We start from the raw sequence: 15,188 nt of genomic DNA on the forward strand, positions 1-15,188 counted from the left end.
CACACGCCGCCAGCGTTTCTTTCCGGGCACGTCACTCCACCTCAGCACAGTCATTCATCCTGGTGTCGACGGCGGCCAACAACCGGCCCTGCGACAAGTGCAGCACCCGATCAAACAACGGCAGCAGCCGCGGGTTATGCGTCACGGTCACCAGGATTTTACCCTTCTCACGGCAATGCGCTACCAGAGCCGACATCACCGCCGCAGCGGTTTTTTCATCCAGATTCGCCGTCGGTTCATCCAGCACCAACACCGGACAACGGCTGTACATGGCACGCGCCAGCAACAGACGCTGCCGTTGCCCCAGCGACAACCCGGCATGGCTCTCTCGCACCAGAGCGTTCACGCCTCCGGGCAGTTGCGCCACCGCATCCGCCAGCCCCAAACTGCATAGCGCCTGTTCCACTTGCCTCTGCTGGCCCGGCGCCGACGGGGCGAACAGCGTGACGTTTTGCAACACCGAGGCATTGAACAGAATGTCCTCCTGGCTTTGCAGGAAGAACAGCCGCTGCGCGGCGGCGTTAGCCAGCACGCGGCCATCCAGCGTCAGTTCCCCCCGCTGCGGCGTCAGCAGACAGGCGAGCACCTTCAGCAAGGTGCTCTTGCCCGCGCCGGAACCGCCGCAGATGGCGATACACTCGCCCCGTTCCAGCGTCAGCGAGAGGTCGCGCAAAACCGGTTGGCCGGCGTCGTACGCGAAGCTCACCCCCCGATACGCCAACTGCACATCAAAATGGTTCACGCTTTCGTCGCCAGACCCAGTACGCAGAGATACGGCAGGAAACAGATCCCGCGCGCGCTCATCGATCACGTGCAGTTGGTTTTTCTGCAGGACGGCAAAAAAGATCTTGCTGGTGTAAGAGGTAAAGATTTCGCGCAGAAAGCTGTAGGCGAAGAATGCCCCCAGACTGAGTTCGCCCCCCTTTAGCAGCGGCAGCGCCAGCAGCATGAACACCACCATTTCCAGGCTGCCAATCAGTTGATAAATGCTGCCCTTGACCTGCTCATAGACTTTTTGCCGCTGCAGGCAGTTGAACAGCGAACGGGCATGCTCGGCAAAGCCCTCTTGCCGCTGGCCGGCGAGCCCGGCGGACTTGATGGTCGAAAACCCCTGAATGGTTTCCAGAATAAAATCATTCTGCGCCGCCCCTCTCACCTGCAGTTGCTGGGTGAAGTGGCGATCGCGATAAATGGCCCAAACGCTGATCGCCCCCATCAGCAGTACGCCGGCAATCGGCACCAGCGCCAACATCGGGCTCAAATAGCCCATCACCGCCAGCGCGATAGCAGCGATGATCCAGTCGGTGCGCAGGCCGTTATCCAGCTCGATTTTCTGGCCGGCGGCCATCTGCCAGCTGGTGAAACGGCTGAAAATCTCGCCGGGCGCGCGCTTGCTGAAGAAATTCAGCGAATTTTCCAGCAGGCGAGAAAACCCGGCGGCGCCGTGCAGCAACACGAAGTTTTTGATAAAACGCTCGGTGATGATGCGCGCCATCAGGGCCAGCGCCGTGGATGCCACAAACGCCAGCAGATAGTAGGCGTAAGGAAACGCGACCTCACCGGCCATGGCGAACACCTGATTGATCGCGCTGGCGACCATCATCGGCATGATGAACAGCGTCAGCGAGATAAGAAACGTCATCGCCGCCAGGCGATAAATGCCGGCGATGCCGGCGGTATCCTTCAGGCTTAAACTGGCGAAAGCGCCGCGTCGGCGGCTCCGCGCGGCGGGGGCGGTGGACGGTAAATCGTCGCGATCGAGCACCAATGCGTAGCCGCTGATTTCCGCCTTCAGGGCGGCGTACGGCAGCAGCTGTTGCCCCAACGCCGGATTCATTACGCACACGTAACCGCCTTGACGATATGCCAGCAGTACATAGTGGCCCGCGCCGTAATGCAGAATCGCCGGTAAAGGCAGCGCCGCCAGATCCTGGTGCTCGAACGCCACCGGATAAGCCGGCAACGCCAGCTCCCCTAAAATGGCGCACAGCGTCGCCAGCGAAGTGCCGTGTTGCGAAGCGGGGTAACGCTCACGCAGTTCCGTCAATGGCGCGCGAACGCCCTGCGTTTCCGCCAGCATGGCGATGCAGGCCAGCCCGCATTCATTGATTTCGCTCTGCAAGACCGGCGTAGGGAGGGTGTTTTCCATGCGTAGTGATATCCCTGACTTATTCGTTGATAAAAAATAGAGAGTGCGAATGCCACAGCAGCCAATCATCCGCATGTCGCCGCAGGGTGCGCTCGACGATCGCCGGCACGGCGCGGCCGACCTGCTCTGTGGCAATTGGTTCTTCTATGTGAATGCGAACGCCGCGCTCGTAATAAAGCGAATAGCACACCACTCGAGCCCGCATCGCTCGGGATAATCGAACGATGCCGCTATGCAAATGCGCTGGCCGGTTGAACAAACGGCAAGCCAGTTTGGCCGAGGCGTCCCGGGTGCTGTTCAAGGTGTAATCCGGCGTGATGTCCGGGAAGAGGATGATGTTGCGCCGATGCTCCGTCGCCTCCAGCAGCGCCTGCGACAAGGTGCCGGCAATATGCCGGGGATCGTCGTGAATCGAGCAATAGTCGAGCCGCTGCCGCCATTCCCCCTCAGGCGCTCGCCGCGCTAACGTCTGTGCGTCACCGGAAACGATCACCGTTGCCCGCCCGGGATAAACGCCCGCGCCGACCAGCGTCGCCAACACATCGGAAACCGTGTGCATCGGCGCCAACAACACCGGCACCCCGGCGCGATGCAGCGGCTCCACCACCTGATTGAGCTGTGAAGTGCACTGCGCCAAATGCTCCATCAACACGGCGTTGCGGGCCTGGATCGCCGCCAAATCCAGCCATTGCCGCCGCTGCATCAGCCAGGCGAAGTCCAGCCTGCCGTCGCCCAACAGGCTTTGGCGATTCGCCTCAGCGACCGCTTGCCGGTGGCGAAAACGGCGTTGCTGCAGACTCCACCTCAACCACCTCTGCATCTTTAGCCACAGGCGATAATCCACGCGCCGCAGCAGAGCGCACGTCAGACTCCGGCTCACCCCGGTGCGGACAGCAGAGAGACGCGCCACGGCGTCCAGGCCGTTACGCCAGGCCAGATAACCCCGAACCGCGAGCAGGCGCATCAGGGGGCCAGCGGCTTATCGTGCTGCAACAGCGACAGCAGTTGCTGGCTGAAAGCGGAAAACTCGCGGTCTTGCAACGCCAGCCATTTGCGATTGACGATAAAGCTGGGGGTCGCGTTGACCTGGTAATAGCGGCTTACCGCCGTCATATACGCCAACAGTTCCTTGACCCGCTCTGAATCTCTGGTCCGCTGATAGGCGGCCTCGTCGATGCCGTTGGCCACCAACCAGGCACTGAGTTGCTTTTCATCCGCCAGATTGAGGTTTTCTTTGATAATGGCGCGGTAAGCGGCGGGACGATGCTGCGCCTCGATCCCCATGACCGTCAGGGTGGCGAAGAGGGGCGCAAAGGCCGCCATGCCGGCGTGATCGTCGTCGCTGAGATGCAGGCGCACCAATTTGGCTCCCGCCGGTAAGCGTTTTTCCAGCTCGGCCACGCCGCTTTCGTTAACTTCACAATAGTGGCAGGCGTAAGAGAAGACTTCGACAATGGCGTTATCGTCTTGCAATGGGCTTTGCTCTATTTTTTCCGGAGAGATAAAACTCAGGCTTTCCGCCGCCGGCGAGGCCATAACGTAATGCTGGAAATAAAGTGCAGTCAAAAAAGAAGAGGCGAAAATAATGACGAGCGTGTAACTAAAAAACAGCAAAGGACGTTTATACATAGCAGACGCATCCTGCGCATAAATAAATACTCACTTGAGCATGAGCGTTATAAATCAGAAAGGGAGATTGACGGTTCAGCGATAAAAAAGGAATTCATCTCCGTTATCAGGCGGTGCGCGCAAGCGCCCCGCCTGTCCATCACTAACCTAACTGCAAGCGTTCAGCTCGCATCAGCTCGGGATTGTCGGCGTGGAAGGGCAGCTCGCCACCGGCGCCGGACGATAGTTTTTGGTCACGCCGCCAAACTTATCGGAACAGGTGGTCACCAGTTGGCAAGTGCGGTTATTGCCACCGCCCACCCAGGCAAATTCCTTGGTACACACAAAAGTACCGCCGACGATGTTTGCCGCTTCAGACAGATTGATTTTCTTCATTACAATATCCTTATATATATTAAAATATAAACACACTACCCATCACTCTGCCTGCAAGACAGAGTAATTCTTCAATACATTGAAAAACATTTAATTGATAACAATGAGAGCGCCGCGGGAAAAAGAATAGCCCTCTCACACAAGCAGATCAATACAATTATTTACACTGCACCGCAGGCTTAGTGGAATAAGTAACGTTTGATATAAGGATTATTCTAATTTAATTACTTATAAAAACATGGAAGTTAATTTCACCCCCGGAATAGCCTCGATTTATTTGAAGGATAATTCTCAGTTTAAGAGGTAATTAACCAAGAAAATTTCAGATCCGACCAGTTAACCAGCACTGGAAACAGGCTGAAAAGATTGCTTCCTGCCGCGCCGGACTTACACTGGGCAACAGGACTCTCACTCTTAGGATGCCCATGCTCGCGACTCACGAATACGCCAACGACCTGATTCTGTTTGCCCTGATTGTCGACTGCGGCTCGTTCAGCAAGGCGGCGGAGAGCGCCGGCATTACCAGTTCGGTGGTCAGCAAACGCATCGGGCGGTTGGAAAAATCGCTCGGCGCCCGGCTGATGTACCGCACCACCCGCAGCCTGACGCTGACCGAAAGCGGCCAGGCGCTCTACCAGCAGGCCAAGGAGATCGGCGCCAAAGTGCAGGAAGCGCTGTACGCCGTCAGCGAAAAGAGCGAAGAGCTGACCGGCACCATTCGTATGTCGGTGCCGACCATTTCGGGTGAGCTGCTGCTGAGTGAAAGCGTGGCGGAGTTTTGCGCCCAGCACCCCAGCCTGAAGGTCGAGATGCGGCTGGAAAACCGCTTCGTCGATCTGGTGGAAGAAGGCATCGATCTGGCGATCCGTACCGGCACCATGCCGGACTCCAGCCTGATTGCGCGGCCGATCTTCGATTCCCGCTGGGTGATCGTCTGCTCGCCGGGCTATCTGGAGAACCACCCCGAGCCGCGCAATCCCGACGATCTGCTTAGCCACAACTGCCTGACCTATACCTATCAAGAGAGCGGCACCGCCAACTGGCTGATGAAGCGGCCAGGGCGCAACGAAATCTACGAGCTGCAGGTTGACGGCAACCTGTCGGCCAACAATGCGCGGGCGATCCGCAAAGCGGTGATCGGCGGCCACGGCATCGCCATGGTGCCGCGCTGCATGGTGTACGAAGATTTGCAGGACGGCAAACTGACGGAGATCCTGGCCGGCCACTGCGGCAAGGTATTGGGCATTTACGCCGTCTACCCTTATACCCGCAATCTGCCGTTAAAAACTCGCCTGCTGATCGAACATATCATCGGTTCCTATCAAAATATCAGCCACTACTTTTAAGTTTCCACTCCTGATTATTTCCACGCGTCGTAAAGTACCGCGTGGATTACCGCATTTTTGGACATGAACTCGTGAACATTAACGCCTAATTAATGTGATCCAGCGCATTCATTACACAACATAAAAACCCATCCAATTGATTTTAAATCAATTTAATTCAGCCTCAACAGCCGGCATTTTTCCCGCCGCCGGCGCCATTCGCCGATGTTAAAAAATTATCGCGTGGCATCATCGCCAACGTTGTGATTAGAATGAAAATGTTGCGGTAATTAACCTTTCAGTTACATATCTCTGCCCATAAAAATAATAACCCTGAGGATCTTATGCCCCTGCTTTTCAGTATTGCGCCCATCGTCCTGCTGATATGGATGATGACCAAAAGGAATGGCGTGCCCTCTTATCTGGCCCTGCCGTTGACGGCCGTCGTGGTATATGCCCTGCAGCTCTGGTGGTTCGATGCCTCACTGCGGCTGCTGCATGCCAATATCATCACTGCGCTGGTCTCGACGCTGACGCCGATCACCATCATTGCCGGCGCCATCCTGCTCAACAAACTGATGCAGGTAAGCGGTGCGGAAAACGTGGTGCGCCGCTGGTTGGAAACCGTTAGCCCCAACCCGGTGGCCCAACTGATGATTATCGGCTGGGCGTTCGCCTTTATGATCGAGGGCGCCAGCGGCTTCGGCACTCCGGCCGCCATCGCCGCGCCGATTCTGGTCGGGCTGGGCTTCAACCCGCTGCGCGTCGCCCTGCTGACGCTGGTGATGAACTCGGTACCGGTCTCCTTCGGCGCCGTGGGCACCCCCACCTGGTTCGGCTTTGCCAACCTCGGCCTGTCGGACGCCAGCCTGCTGGAGATCGGCCGGCAAACCGCGCTGATCCACGTTGTCGCCGGCTTCGTCATTCCTCTGCTGGCGCTGCGCTTTATCGTTTCCTGGCAGGATATTCGCCGCAACCTGCCGTTTATCTTGCTCAGCGTGCTGAGCTGCACCGTCCCCTATCTGCTGCTGGCGCAGGTGAACTATGAGTTCCCGGCGCTGGTCGGCGGCGCTCTCGGCCTGGCGCTGTCGGTGCTGCTGGCGCGCGGCGGCATTGGCCTCGCCCGCGCGGAAAAACCGCAGAGCGCCGCACAGGCGGTGCCGTTCATGCAGGTGGTCAAAGCGATGACGCCGACTCTGCTGCTGATTGCTATCCTGATAGTGACGCGCATTCACCAGTTGGGCCTCAAGGCGCTGCTCAACACCACCACGCTGCTGTGGCAGGAAAACCTCGGCTGGCTCGGGGAGCTGCGCATCAGCCAGGCGCTGATCGTCGAACTGCGGCAGGTGCTGGGCACCTCCGCCGCGGCCGGCTACAAAACGCTGTATGTCCCGGCGCTGATCCCGTTCCTGCTGGTGGTGGTGTTGTGCATTCCGCTGTTCCGTCTGAATGGCGGCCAGGTGCGGCAAATGTTCAGCGAAACCGGCGGGCGCATCACGCGCCCCTTTATCGCCCTGTTCGGCGCGCTGGTCATGGTCAATCTGATGATGCTGGGCGGCGACAACGCGCCGGTGATCCTGATCGGGAAAGCGTTGGCGGCGCTGACCGGCGACAGCTGGCTGCTGTTCTCTTCGTTCCTCGGCGCGCTGGGCTCGTTCTTCTCCGGTTCCAACACCGTTTCGAACCTGACGTTCGGCGGCATTCAGCAATCGATCGCCCAGAGCAGCGGCCTCGACGTCAATCTGACGCTGGCCTTGCAGTCCGTCGGCGGCGCCATGGGCAACATGGTATGCCTGAACAACATTATCGCGGTCTGTTCGATCCTGGGGATCGGCAACGCCGAAGGCAAAATCATCAGAAAGACCGCGCTGCCGATGCTGGCGTACGGTGGGATCGCGGCCGCTATGGCGGCGATCCTCTCGCTCTGACTGACAACCCGTTATTTGCAAGAAGACAAGAAGGTAAACACTATGATCATCTCCGCGTCAACCGACTACCGGGCCGCCGCCCAGGCCAAACTGCCGCCGTTTCTGTTTCACTACATCGACGGCGGGGCCTACGCGGAGCATACGCTGAAGCGCAATACCGCAGATCTGGCCGATATTGCCTTGCGCCAGCGCGTGCTGCGTAATATGTCCGAACTCAGCCTGGAGACCACGCTGTTCGGCGAGCAGCTGGCGATGCCGGTGGCGCTGGGGCCGGTGGGGCTGACCGGCATGTACGCCCGCCGCGGCGAAGTGCAGGCCGCGCGCGCCGCGGCCAAAAAAGGCATTCCGTTCACGCTGTCCACCGTGTCGGTCTGCCCCATCGAAGAGGTGGCCCCGGCGATCGATCGGCCGATGTGGTTCCAGCTCTACGTGCTGAAAGACCGCGGCTTTATGCGCAACGCGCTGGAGCGCGCCAAAGCCGCCGGCGTGAAAACGCTGGTATTCACCGTCGACATGCCGGTGCCCGGCGCCCGTTACCGCGACGCCCACTCGGGGATGAGCGGCCCCAACGCCGCCCTGCGCCGCGTGCTGCAGGCGTTTACCCATCCGCAGTGGGCCTGGGATGTCGGCCTGTTCGGCAAGCCGCACGATCTGGGCAACGTCTCGGCCTACCGCGGCAAACCGACCAGCCTGGAAGACTACATCGGCTGGCTGGGCGCCAACTTCGATCCGTCGATTTCCTGGAAAGATCTGGAGTGGATCCGCGAATTCTGGGACGGCCCGATGATCATCAAAGGCATTCTGGATCCGGAAGACGCCAAAGATGCGGTGCGCTTCGGCGCCGACGGCATCATCGTCTCCAACCACGGCGGCCGCCAGCTGGACGGCGTGCTGTCGACCGCGCGCGCCATGCCGGCGATCGCCGACGCGGTGAAAGGCGACATTACCTTACTGGCCGATTCCGGCATCCGCAGCGGCCTGGACGTGGTGCGCATGATCGCGCTGGGCGCCGACAGCGTGCTGCTGGGGCGCGCCTTCGTCTATGCGCTGGCGGCGGCCGGCGAAGCCGGGGTGGCTAACTTGCTGGATCTGATCGACAAGGAAATGCGCGTCGCCATGACGCTCACCGGCGCGAAAACCATTGCGGAGATCAACGCCGGATCGCTGGTCAGAAACGCTTGACTCACAGCGGCTGCACGCCCTCCGGATAAGCGTTGTAGCTCATCTTGCTGATGAAGGCCCCGGCCGGTGACACCAGAACCCGGCCGGCGGCGTCCAACCCGAGGAAGGTGCCGGTGCAGCGCCCGGAGATAAAGTCGAAGAAGAACACCGAGCACACCGGGATAATCTTTTCCCGGAAGGTGAACAGGAACATCTCGTCCTCAAACTTGTAGTAAGTGGCGTAATCCATGTCGCCGTGCCCGAACTGCTCGCCGCGCAGGTTTTGCCAGGCATAACGCTCGGTGTTGACGTAGAAGTGCTCGTAGTAATGGTTGGGGCTGTAAACGTTCAGCGTGCGATAACCGATCAGCTCGCGGGTCAAATGCGGCGCGATGCCGCCCGGCGTGACGCCGGCAATCAGCCCAACGTGGAAGCTTTGCTTGAGGCGGGATCCCTTTTCCACCGTTTGTTCGGGCAACAGCGTGCTGCGCACCAGCAGCGCCCGGCCGCTGTCGCGGTTGAGCACCAGCGTCAGGCATTCGTTGCCCGGCGACTGCAGCGGAATATTGAAGAAATAGCGCGCGGCGGAGGTTTGCACCTCTTCGTAAGCGTCCTCGCCGCTCTCCCCTCCCCAGGCCCACAGCACCCGTTGCCGGTCGGCGCTGAAACGCAGCGTGATGTCCCCGCCGTCTTCAAAGGCGATCTGCAGCGTTTTGCCGCGCCAGTCCTGAGAGCCCGGCAGCCGGTTGGTATCGATGCCGCGCGCGAAATCGTCGTAATTCTTCCAGTCCGGCTCGGCATTTTGATTCAGTACGGATGATTCTGCTGACATCTTCGCTCTCCTTGATTGAATGGGATAAAACTCGTCTCAAACGTCGGCGACGCCCGCCGGCTTCACCGCTCGGCGATTCACCACGGCAGGGGCGGTTTCATCGAGAAAACAACTCAGTACCCCGGCGCACACGGCGCCGGCGGCTGCCAGCCACATTACGCTGACCAGGCCGTAGCGATCGGCGATCAGCCCGGCGATAAACGGTGCCAGGCAGCCGCCAATCACCTCGCCGATCCCCATCACCAGCCCCAACGCGGTGGCGATGCGCGCCGGCGATACCGTTTCCGACGGGATGGTGGCCATAAACAGCGTGAAACAGCCAAGGCCGGTATAAGACAGGAACACCAGCACGCCCAGCAGCCACGGATTGGCGACGTAGCTCAGGAACAGCGGGCAGCACACCGCCAGCAGCGAAAAGAAAATCAGCGTCGGTTTGCGCCCGAGGCGATCGGAGATCGCCGGTACCGCCACGCCCCAGAAGACCCAGGCGGCGCCGATGGCGCTCATGATGCCGCCCATCGTGCCTTCACCGAAGCCACGGTCGGTCACCAAAAAGTTAGGGGTGAAGGTTATGATGATCATGAACCAGGTGACGAACACGCAGGAGATCAGAATGCACAGCGCCACGTTCTTGATTTTGAACAGCTCGCCGTAAGCGGCCTTGCTCGCCGGCTTACCGGCCGCCGGCGCGGCGCTGAAAGCGGGATCCTTTTTGCCGTTCACATAGCGATAGATCAGCCACGCCAGAATAATGCCCGGCACGGCGGTCAGGTGAAACGCCATGCTCCATCCCCACTTCTGCGCCAGATAGATGATCAGCGGCGGCGCGATGATGCCGCCCAACAGCCCCGGCGCCGCGCCCTGGATCAATCCCATGTTGAAACCGCGGCGCTGCGGCTGCGATCTTTCCACCATCAACGATTGCGCGATCGGCAATACCGGCCCCTCTGCAATCCCCATCAGCGCCCGGAAGATCAATAACATGGCAAACCCGCTGACCAGCCCCGACAGCGCGGAGAACAGCGAAAACACTAAGATGGACAGGATCAGCATCGGTTTACGGATATTAAAGCGATCGGCTATCGCCCCCAACCCGGCGCCGGACAGCGCCCAGGTTAGCGCCAACACCGCCGACAGCGTGCCGAGATGCACGTTGCTGAGCTTGAGGTCGGCGGCAATCATCGGAAACAGAAACGAGATGGTCAGACGATCGACGAACACGCAGCCGAACACGAAAAACAAAATAATCAGCAACCGGTTCTCTTCACTCAATGCTCTGCGTGCCGCTGGCGATGTATTCATAGCGTCATTTGTCCATAAGTTAACTTATGAATGGCGACCCGCCATGGCATAAGTGTGTTAAGCGCTCGGCCAAGAGAGAAATTGGCCCTCCGTCACGACAACAACTCATTAACATGTTAATGACATAAAATTATCGCAAGCCGGCGGTCTGTCAACCAGCGCTCTTCGAGAGACAAATAAAATTCTGAACGGGTACTATTTCAATATCGCATTATCACCTTCAGGTTATTTATCCTTCTGTTATTGATAAATATAAAATAATGTCCGGTACTTTCTTGCGATTAAAAAAAGCCTGTTTGCGCGTTATTTGCGAATAATCCCATCGATGACGCTTCAGGCTTATTAATTTTTTATCGGCATTGAATGATCCCCGCTCGCGCTTCAGAGCCATTTTTATCTATTGAATCATCTCGTTTTATTTTAAGGCCGCAGAAAAAACTAACTCTTACGAGGGAAAGGCCAACGGCGGGGTTATATAACCCCGTCTGGACAATAACAAAAGCGCAGAGCGTGACGTAAATCACGACAAATATGCCGTATCCTGCAAAGCAATTATGCTCGCAACAGCAATTATCTATTGCGATTAGGGCTGTTTATCTCAATTAAGCGCCATGCAACACTTCGTGCCATCGTTCGACACCGCGCCGCAAGGCCTGAGACGGAGTGACACATGAGCATCGAAAAATTAACCCGGGAGCCGCTTTACATCGGCATCGAGTTGCCGCTGGACAACGATTGGTCTACCAGCGGGCAGCTGAAACGCCAGCAGGACGGGCGGCCGTTCGGCGTGCCGGACATGAGCGAACACGCTGCGCGCATCAAGCTGGCCGATGAGCTCGGCTTTCGCGCCGCCTGGGTTCGCGACGTGCCGCTGTATGATCCGGACTTCGGCGACGCCGCGCAGGTGTTTGAGACCTTTACCTACCTCGGCTACCTGTCCAGCCTGACGCGCAATATTCTGCTCGGTACCGCGGCCGTGGTGCTGCCGCTGCGGCAGCCGTGGCTGGTGCGCAAAGCGGCTTCCACGCTGCAAACGCTGAGCGGCGATCGTCTGTTGCTCGGCGTCGCCAGCGGCGATCGCCCCGTGGAGTATCCGCTGTTCGGCGCCGATTACGCCGCGCGCGGTGAAAGCTTCCGCGCCAGCGTCGGCATTCTCAAAGGGGAAGCCGACAGTGCACTGCAACCGGGACTGCGCCTGCTGCCGGCCACGCCGCCGCCGCCGCTGCTGGTCGCCGGGCTGGCGCAACAAACGCCCGAGTGGGTGGGGAAAAATATGGATGGCTGGCTGTCGTATCCCGGCACGCCTGCGGACCATGTTTCGCGGGTCAAACTCTGGCGCAACGTAGCCGGTGACAAGCCCTACGTCAGCTTTATTCATCTCGACCTCACCGATAACGCCGACGCGCCGATTCAGCGCCATCGCTTCGGCATCAAGAGCGGCCGCAATGGGTTGATTCAGGAACTGAGCGCCATGCGTGACGCCGGGGTCAACCATATCGGCCTGCATTTTCGCCGCAACCAGCGGCCGCTGGAAGAGACGATGCAGGAGATCGGCCAACTGGTGTTACCGGAATTCCATCGCGCCTGACGCCCGCTTTAGCCCGCTATTCCGACCTGAGCGGGTCTTTGCCCCGTTACCGGGGCTTTTTTATTTCCGCCGCTGCTGGTTCATAACAACTCGGTCTAATCCCTGCCGTCAAACGGCGGCATGATGACAAGGAAACGAGCCACCATGAGGAATGAGCAATGACGGCAAAACTGACAGAAGCAGGCTTTTGGCGCAAAACCACCGACTCTTCATCGCTGCGCGAGCCGCGCGTGCTGATCCGGGTCTACGTCAACGAAGGCGAGATTGACCGCGCCATCGCGTTTTACGAGCAGCTGCACGGCGTGGAAGCGGATATGCGTTTCGACTTCCCCGAGCATCGGCTGGTGCTGGCGGCGGTGGGGCCATTTCTGATCCTGGAAGGCTCGGAAGAAAACCTGCGTCCTTTTCGCAGCACCGTCGGCACGTTGCTGGTCGATGACATTTATCCCTACCACCAGCGGCTACAGGCCGCCGGCGCCGATATCTTCTTTGGCCCGGTGGAAGTGCCCACCGGCGCCTGTTTCAATGCGCGCCTGCCGGATGGCACGATTATCGAATACGTGCATCATCGGCCGCGCGCGGACGAATAAGCCGCCTCAGGGGAGCGCCGGCTTCATGGCGTAGCCGCGCAGATCCTTGCGCAGGCTGAGCATGTACAGCACGATCACCGCCGAGAAAGGCAAGCCGCACAGCACCACGGCAGTCTGCATCGCGCTGAAACTGCCGGCGTACAGCAGCCCGGCGCACACCAGCGTGGTGACCGCCGCCCAGAACACCCGGAGCCAGGCCGGCGCGTCATCGTGGGCGGAACCGCCCTGGCAGGACAGATTCGCTATCATCAGCGTGCCGGAATCGACCGGCGTCAGGAACAGCACGAAGCTTATCACCACCACAAAACCGGCGGTCAGCTGGGTATAGGGCAGGTATTCGAACAGCTTGAACACCGCCATCGGCGGATCGCTTTGCGCCACCTGCCCCAGAATCGCTTGCCCGCCCTCCAGCACCAGACTGATGGCGGTATTGCCGAAGATCGACAGCCACGCCAGCGTGAACCCCAGCGGGATCAGCAACACGCCGAAGATCAGTTCGCGGATGGTACGGCCTTTGGAAATACGCGCGATAAACAGCCCGACAAACGGCGCCCACGCCACCCACCAGGCCCAATAGAACAGCGTCCAGGCGCCCTGCCACTGGCGCGCCTTGCCGTACAGATACATATCGAAGCTGCGGCTGACGAGCGAGGTCAGATAATCCCCAATGTTCTGCAACATGCCGTTGAGCAGGTTCAGCGTCGGGCCGGCCAGAAACACGAACAGCAACAGCAGGCACAGGAAGCCGACGTTGATGTTCGACAGCATGGCGATGCCCTTTTCGACGCCGGTGACCGCCGCCAGCGTGGCCACCACCATCATCACCACGATCAGCGCCAGCAGCACGCCGGTGCTTTGCGGGATGTCGAACAGGTAGAACAGCCCCGAGTTCACCAACAGCGCGCCGATCCCCAGGTTGGTCACCATCGAGATAACCGTCACCAGAATGCCGAAGCTGTCCACCAGATGGCCGACGCCGCCGTGGATGCGCTCGCCGAAGATCGGGTACAGCGCGGAACGCAGCGCCAGCGGCAAACCGCGACAATAGGCGAAATAGGCGAGCGCGGTGGCGATCAACGCATACAGCGCCCAACCGTGCAGCCCCCAGTGTAAAAAGGTCAGCGCCATCGCCTGCCGCGCCGCCTGTACGCTGCCGCCGTCGCCTTCCGGTGGCGACAGGAAGTGATCCAACGGCTCATAGGCGCCGTAATACACCAGCGCAATGCCGATGCCCGACGAGAACAGCATCGCCACCCAGGAGGGATAGCTAAACTGCGGCGGCTCATCATCCTGGCTGAGGCGAATATGGCCAAAGCGCGACAGCGCCAGCCAGAACACGAACACCATACAGGCGACCATCAACAGCATGTAATACCAGCCGAACACGTCGGCCACCCAACTTTGCGCGACATTCAGCCACTGTTTGCTGGCGGCGGGAAACAGCACAATCAGCGCCCCCAGCAGCAAGATCACCGCGGCTGAGCCGAAAAATACCGGGACATTCAATCTGACAGGTTCTTCGTCAAGCGATGGAGGAGTTTTTATTGTCATTGGCAGGCTTCCATGATGCGAAAGACAGACGATTTAAATGCAACTTTTGATTAACATTTTATAGTCATTTATTTGACATTTTCGCAGCATATAGAGTATTGATTGACCGTTCAATCAATCAAATTCAAAGTGTGATTTGCCTATCAGTTGGGGAAAATATGTACCGCAGAGACATTCCTGAGCAGCGCAAGGAGCAGTTGATTAACGCCGCCTTCGAAACCATCAGCGTGGTGGGGTTGGCCGGCGTCACCCTGTCGCAGGTGGCGAAAGAAGCCGGGCTGTCGACCGGCATCGTCAGCCACTATTTTGGCGATAAGGAGGGATTGTTGAGCGCGACCATGCGCAAGATCCTGCGCGATCTGCGCGACGCGGTGGCGGAGTGCCGCGCTCAGGCGGCGAGCGACAGCCAGTCGCAGCTGTGCGCCATCATTCAGGGCAACTTCCACCCCAGTCAAACCAACGCCATTTCCATGCGCGCCTGGCTCGACTTCTGGGCCGCCAGCATGCACCAGCCGGTGCTGCGCCGCCTGCAGCGCGCCAACGATCGGCGGCTCTATTCCAATATATGCAGCCAGTTCCGCCGCGAGCTGCCGCTGCAGCAGGCGCGCGACGCGGCGCGCGGGCTGGCGGCGATGATCGATGGGCTCTGGCTGCGCGGCAGCCTGGCCGGGGATGACACCGATCTGCAACAGGATTACCGCATCGCCTGCGACTACGTGATACAACGGCTCATGGCCGCGCCATCGATGGTGTGAACG

13 protein-coding genes are annotated in these 15,188 nt (G+C 59.3%); 6 read left to right on the forward strand and 7 right to left on the reverse strand.

Annotated features, from left to right (window positions below; genetic code table 11):
- Window positions 1–31 precede the first annotated feature (31 nt).
- The 4 genes from ACJ8IP_RS21770 to ACJ8IP_RS21785 all read right to left on the reverse strand — a co-directional run bounded on the left by ACJ8IP_RS21770 (window position 32) and on the right by ACJ8IP_RS21785 (window position 4,153).
- Window positions 32–2,149, reverse strand: a complete 2,118-nt coding sequence (locus ACJ8IP_RS21770; protein ID WP_164107270.1) for a peptidase domain-containing ABC transporter — start codon at window positions 2,147–2,149, stop codon at window positions 32–34.
- Between the two features lie 19 nt (window positions 2,150–2,168).
- Entirely contained in the window at window positions 2,169–3,113 is a 945-nt protein-coding gene (locus ACJ8IP_RS21775) for an ABC transporter (protein ID WP_164107271.1), read from the reverse strand.
- Window positions 3,113–3,778: a DsbA family protein gene (locus ACJ8IP_RS21780; RefSeq protein WP_047026629.1), complete on the reverse strand. Its 666-nt coding sequence runs from the start codon at window positions 3,776–3,778 to the stop codon at window positions 3,113–3,115. The genes ACJ8IP_RS21775 and ACJ8IP_RS21780 overlap by 1 nt, the downstream gene beginning before the upstream one ends.
- A 171-nt stretch (window positions 3,779–3,949) precedes the next feature.
- Window positions 3,950–4,153, reverse strand: a complete 204-nt coding sequence (locus ACJ8IP_RS21785; RefSeq protein ID WP_033652154.1) for a DUF4762 family protein — start codon at window positions 4,151–4,153, stop codon at window positions 3,950–3,952.
- A 425-nt stretch (window positions 4,154–4,578) separates the two neighbouring features.
- Here ACJ8IP_RS21785 and ACJ8IP_RS21790 point away from each other — a divergent pair, with 425 nt between their 5' ends.
- The 3 genes from ACJ8IP_RS21790 (at window position 4,579) to lldD (ending at window position 8,588) form a co-directional block, all read left to right on the forward strand.
- Entirely contained in the window at window positions 4,579–5,499 is a 921-nt protein-coding gene (locus ACJ8IP_RS21790; protein WP_033652155.1) for a LysR family transcriptional regulator, read from the forward strand.
- 323 nt (window positions 5,500–5,822) lie between these two features.
- A complete protein-coding gene (locus tag ACJ8IP_RS21795; RefSeq protein WP_164107272.1) occupies window positions 5,823–7,406 on the forward strand; it encodes an L-lactate permease in 1,584 nt (527 codons plus the stop codon).
- A gap of 42 nt (window positions 7,407–7,448) precedes the next feature.
- Entirely contained in the window at window positions 7,449–8,588 is a 1,140-nt protein-coding gene (gene lldD / locus ACJ8IP_RS21800; protein WP_033632193.1) for an FMN-dependent L-lactate dehydrogenase LldD, read from the forward strand.
- Between the two features lies 1 nt (window position 8,589).
- Here lldD and ACJ8IP_RS21805 read toward each other — a convergent pair whose 3' ends face one another.
- Both ACJ8IP_RS21805 and ACJ8IP_RS21810 read right to left on the reverse strand, forming a co-directional pair.
- Window positions 8,590–9,399, reverse strand: coding sequence for a MoaF C-terminal domain-containing protein (locus ACJ8IP_RS21805; RefSeq protein ID WP_047573816.1), 810 nt, complete (start codon window positions 9,397–9,399; stop codon window positions 8,590–8,592).
- Between the two features lie 36 nt (window positions 9,400–9,435).
- On the reverse strand, window positions 9,436–10,701 hold the full coding sequence (locus ACJ8IP_RS21810; protein WP_188049993.1) for an MFS transporter: 1,266 nt from the start codon (window positions 10,699–10,701) through the stop codon (window positions 9,436–9,438).
- Window positions 10,702–11,371: 670 nt separating this feature from the next.
- Between ACJ8IP_RS21810 and ACJ8IP_RS21815 the strand changes: the two genes are divergently transcribed.
- Complete coding sequence (locus ACJ8IP_RS21815; RefSeq protein WP_442524522.1) at window positions 11,372–12,289, forward strand: TIGR03571 family LLM class oxidoreductase; 918 nt, start codon at window positions 11,372–11,374, stop codon at window positions 12,287–12,289.
- Window positions 12,290–12,447: 158 nt separating this feature from the next.
- Window positions 12,448–12,879: a VOC family protein gene (locus ACJ8IP_RS21820; RefSeq protein ID WP_151888393.1), complete on the forward strand. Its 432-nt coding sequence runs from the start codon at window positions 12,448–12,450 to the stop codon at window positions 12,877–12,879.
- Between the two features lie 6 nt (window positions 12,880–12,885).
- On the opposite strand, the gene ACJ8IP_RS21825 is transcribed toward ACJ8IP_RS21820, so the two are convergent.
- The gene (locus tag ACJ8IP_RS21825; protein WP_042785300.1) at window positions 12,886–14,430 is read right to left on the reverse strand and encodes a BCCT family transporter; all 1,545 of its coding nucleotides are present in this window, start codon (window positions 14,428–14,430) and stop codon (window positions 12,886–12,888) included.
- A 158-nt stretch (window positions 14,431–14,588) separates the two neighbouring features.
- Between ACJ8IP_RS21825 and betI the strand changes: the two genes are divergently transcribed.
- Window positions 14,589–15,185 carry a transcriptional regulator BetI gene (betI, locus tag ACJ8IP_RS21830; protein WP_164107273.1) on the forward strand — a complete coding sequence of 199 codons (597 nt, stop codon included), beginning with the start codon at window positions 14,589–14,591 and terminating at the stop codon, window positions 15,183–15,185.
- Window positions 15,186–15,188 lie beyond the last annotated feature (3 nt).

The sequence above is a fragment of the Serratia sp. CY52157 genome (assembly GCF_052168495.1).
Taxonomy (GTDB): Bacteria; Pseudomonadota; Gammaproteobacteria; order Enterobacterales; family Enterobacteriaceae; genus Serratia; species Serratia ureilytica.

What these genes read in the sequence shown, in the direction of transcription:
- ACJ8IP_RS21815 (WP_442524522.1), top strand. Translation starts at nt 11,372, where the DNA reads ATGAGCATCGAAAAATTAACCCGGGAGCCGCTTTACATCGGCATCGAG.
- ACJ8IP_RS21825 (WP_042785300.1), bottom strand. Translation starts at nt 14,430, where the DNA reads ATGACAATAAAAACTCCTCCATCGCTTGACGAAGAACCTGTCAGATTG.
- ACJ8IP_RS21795 (WP_164107272.1), top strand. Translation starts at nt 5,823, where the DNA reads ATGCCCCTGCTTTTCAGTATTGCGCCCATCGTCCTGCTGATATGGATG.
- ACJ8IP_RS21790 (WP_033652155.1), top strand. Translation starts at nt 4,579, where the DNA reads ATGCTCGCGACTCACGAATACGCCAACGACCTGATTCTGTTTGCCCTG.
- ACJ8IP_RS21770 (WP_164107270.1), bottom strand. Translation starts at nt 2,149, where the DNA reads ATGGAAAACACCCTCCCTACGCCGGTCTTGCAGAGCGAAATCAATGAA.
- ACJ8IP_RS21810 (WP_188049993.1), bottom strand. Translation starts at nt 10,701, where the DNA reads ATGAATACATCGCCAGCGGCACGCAGAGCATTGAGTGAAGAGAACCGG.
- ACJ8IP_RS21820 (WP_151888393.1), top strand. Translation starts at nt 12,448, where the DNA reads ATGACGGCAAAACTGACAGAAGCAGGCTTTTGGCGCAAAACCACCGAC.
- ACJ8IP_RS21780 (WP_047026629.1), bottom strand. Translation starts at nt 3,778, where the DNA reads ATGTATAAACGTCCTTTGCTGTTTTTTAGTTACACGCTCGTCATTATT.
- ACJ8IP_RS21805 (WP_047573816.1), bottom strand. Translation starts at nt 9,399, where the DNA reads ATGTCAGCAGAATCATCCGTACTGAATCAAAATGCCGAGCCGGACTGG.
- lldD (WP_033632193.1), top strand. Translation starts at nt 7,449, where the DNA reads ATGATCATCTCCGCGTCAACCGACTACCGGGCCGCCGCCCAGGCCAAA.
- ACJ8IP_RS21785 (WP_033652154.1), bottom strand. Translation starts at nt 4,153, where the DNA reads ATGAAGAAAATCAATCTGTCTGAAGCGGCAAACATCGTCGGCGGTACT.
- ACJ8IP_RS21775 (WP_164107271.1), bottom strand. Translation starts at nt 3,113, where the DNA reads ATGCGCCTGCTCGCGGTTCGGGGTTATCTGGCCTGGCGTAACGGCCTG.
- betI (WP_164107273.1), top strand. Translation starts at nt 14,589, where the DNA reads ATGTACCGCAGAGACATTCCTGAGCAGCGCAAGGAGCAGTTGATTAAC.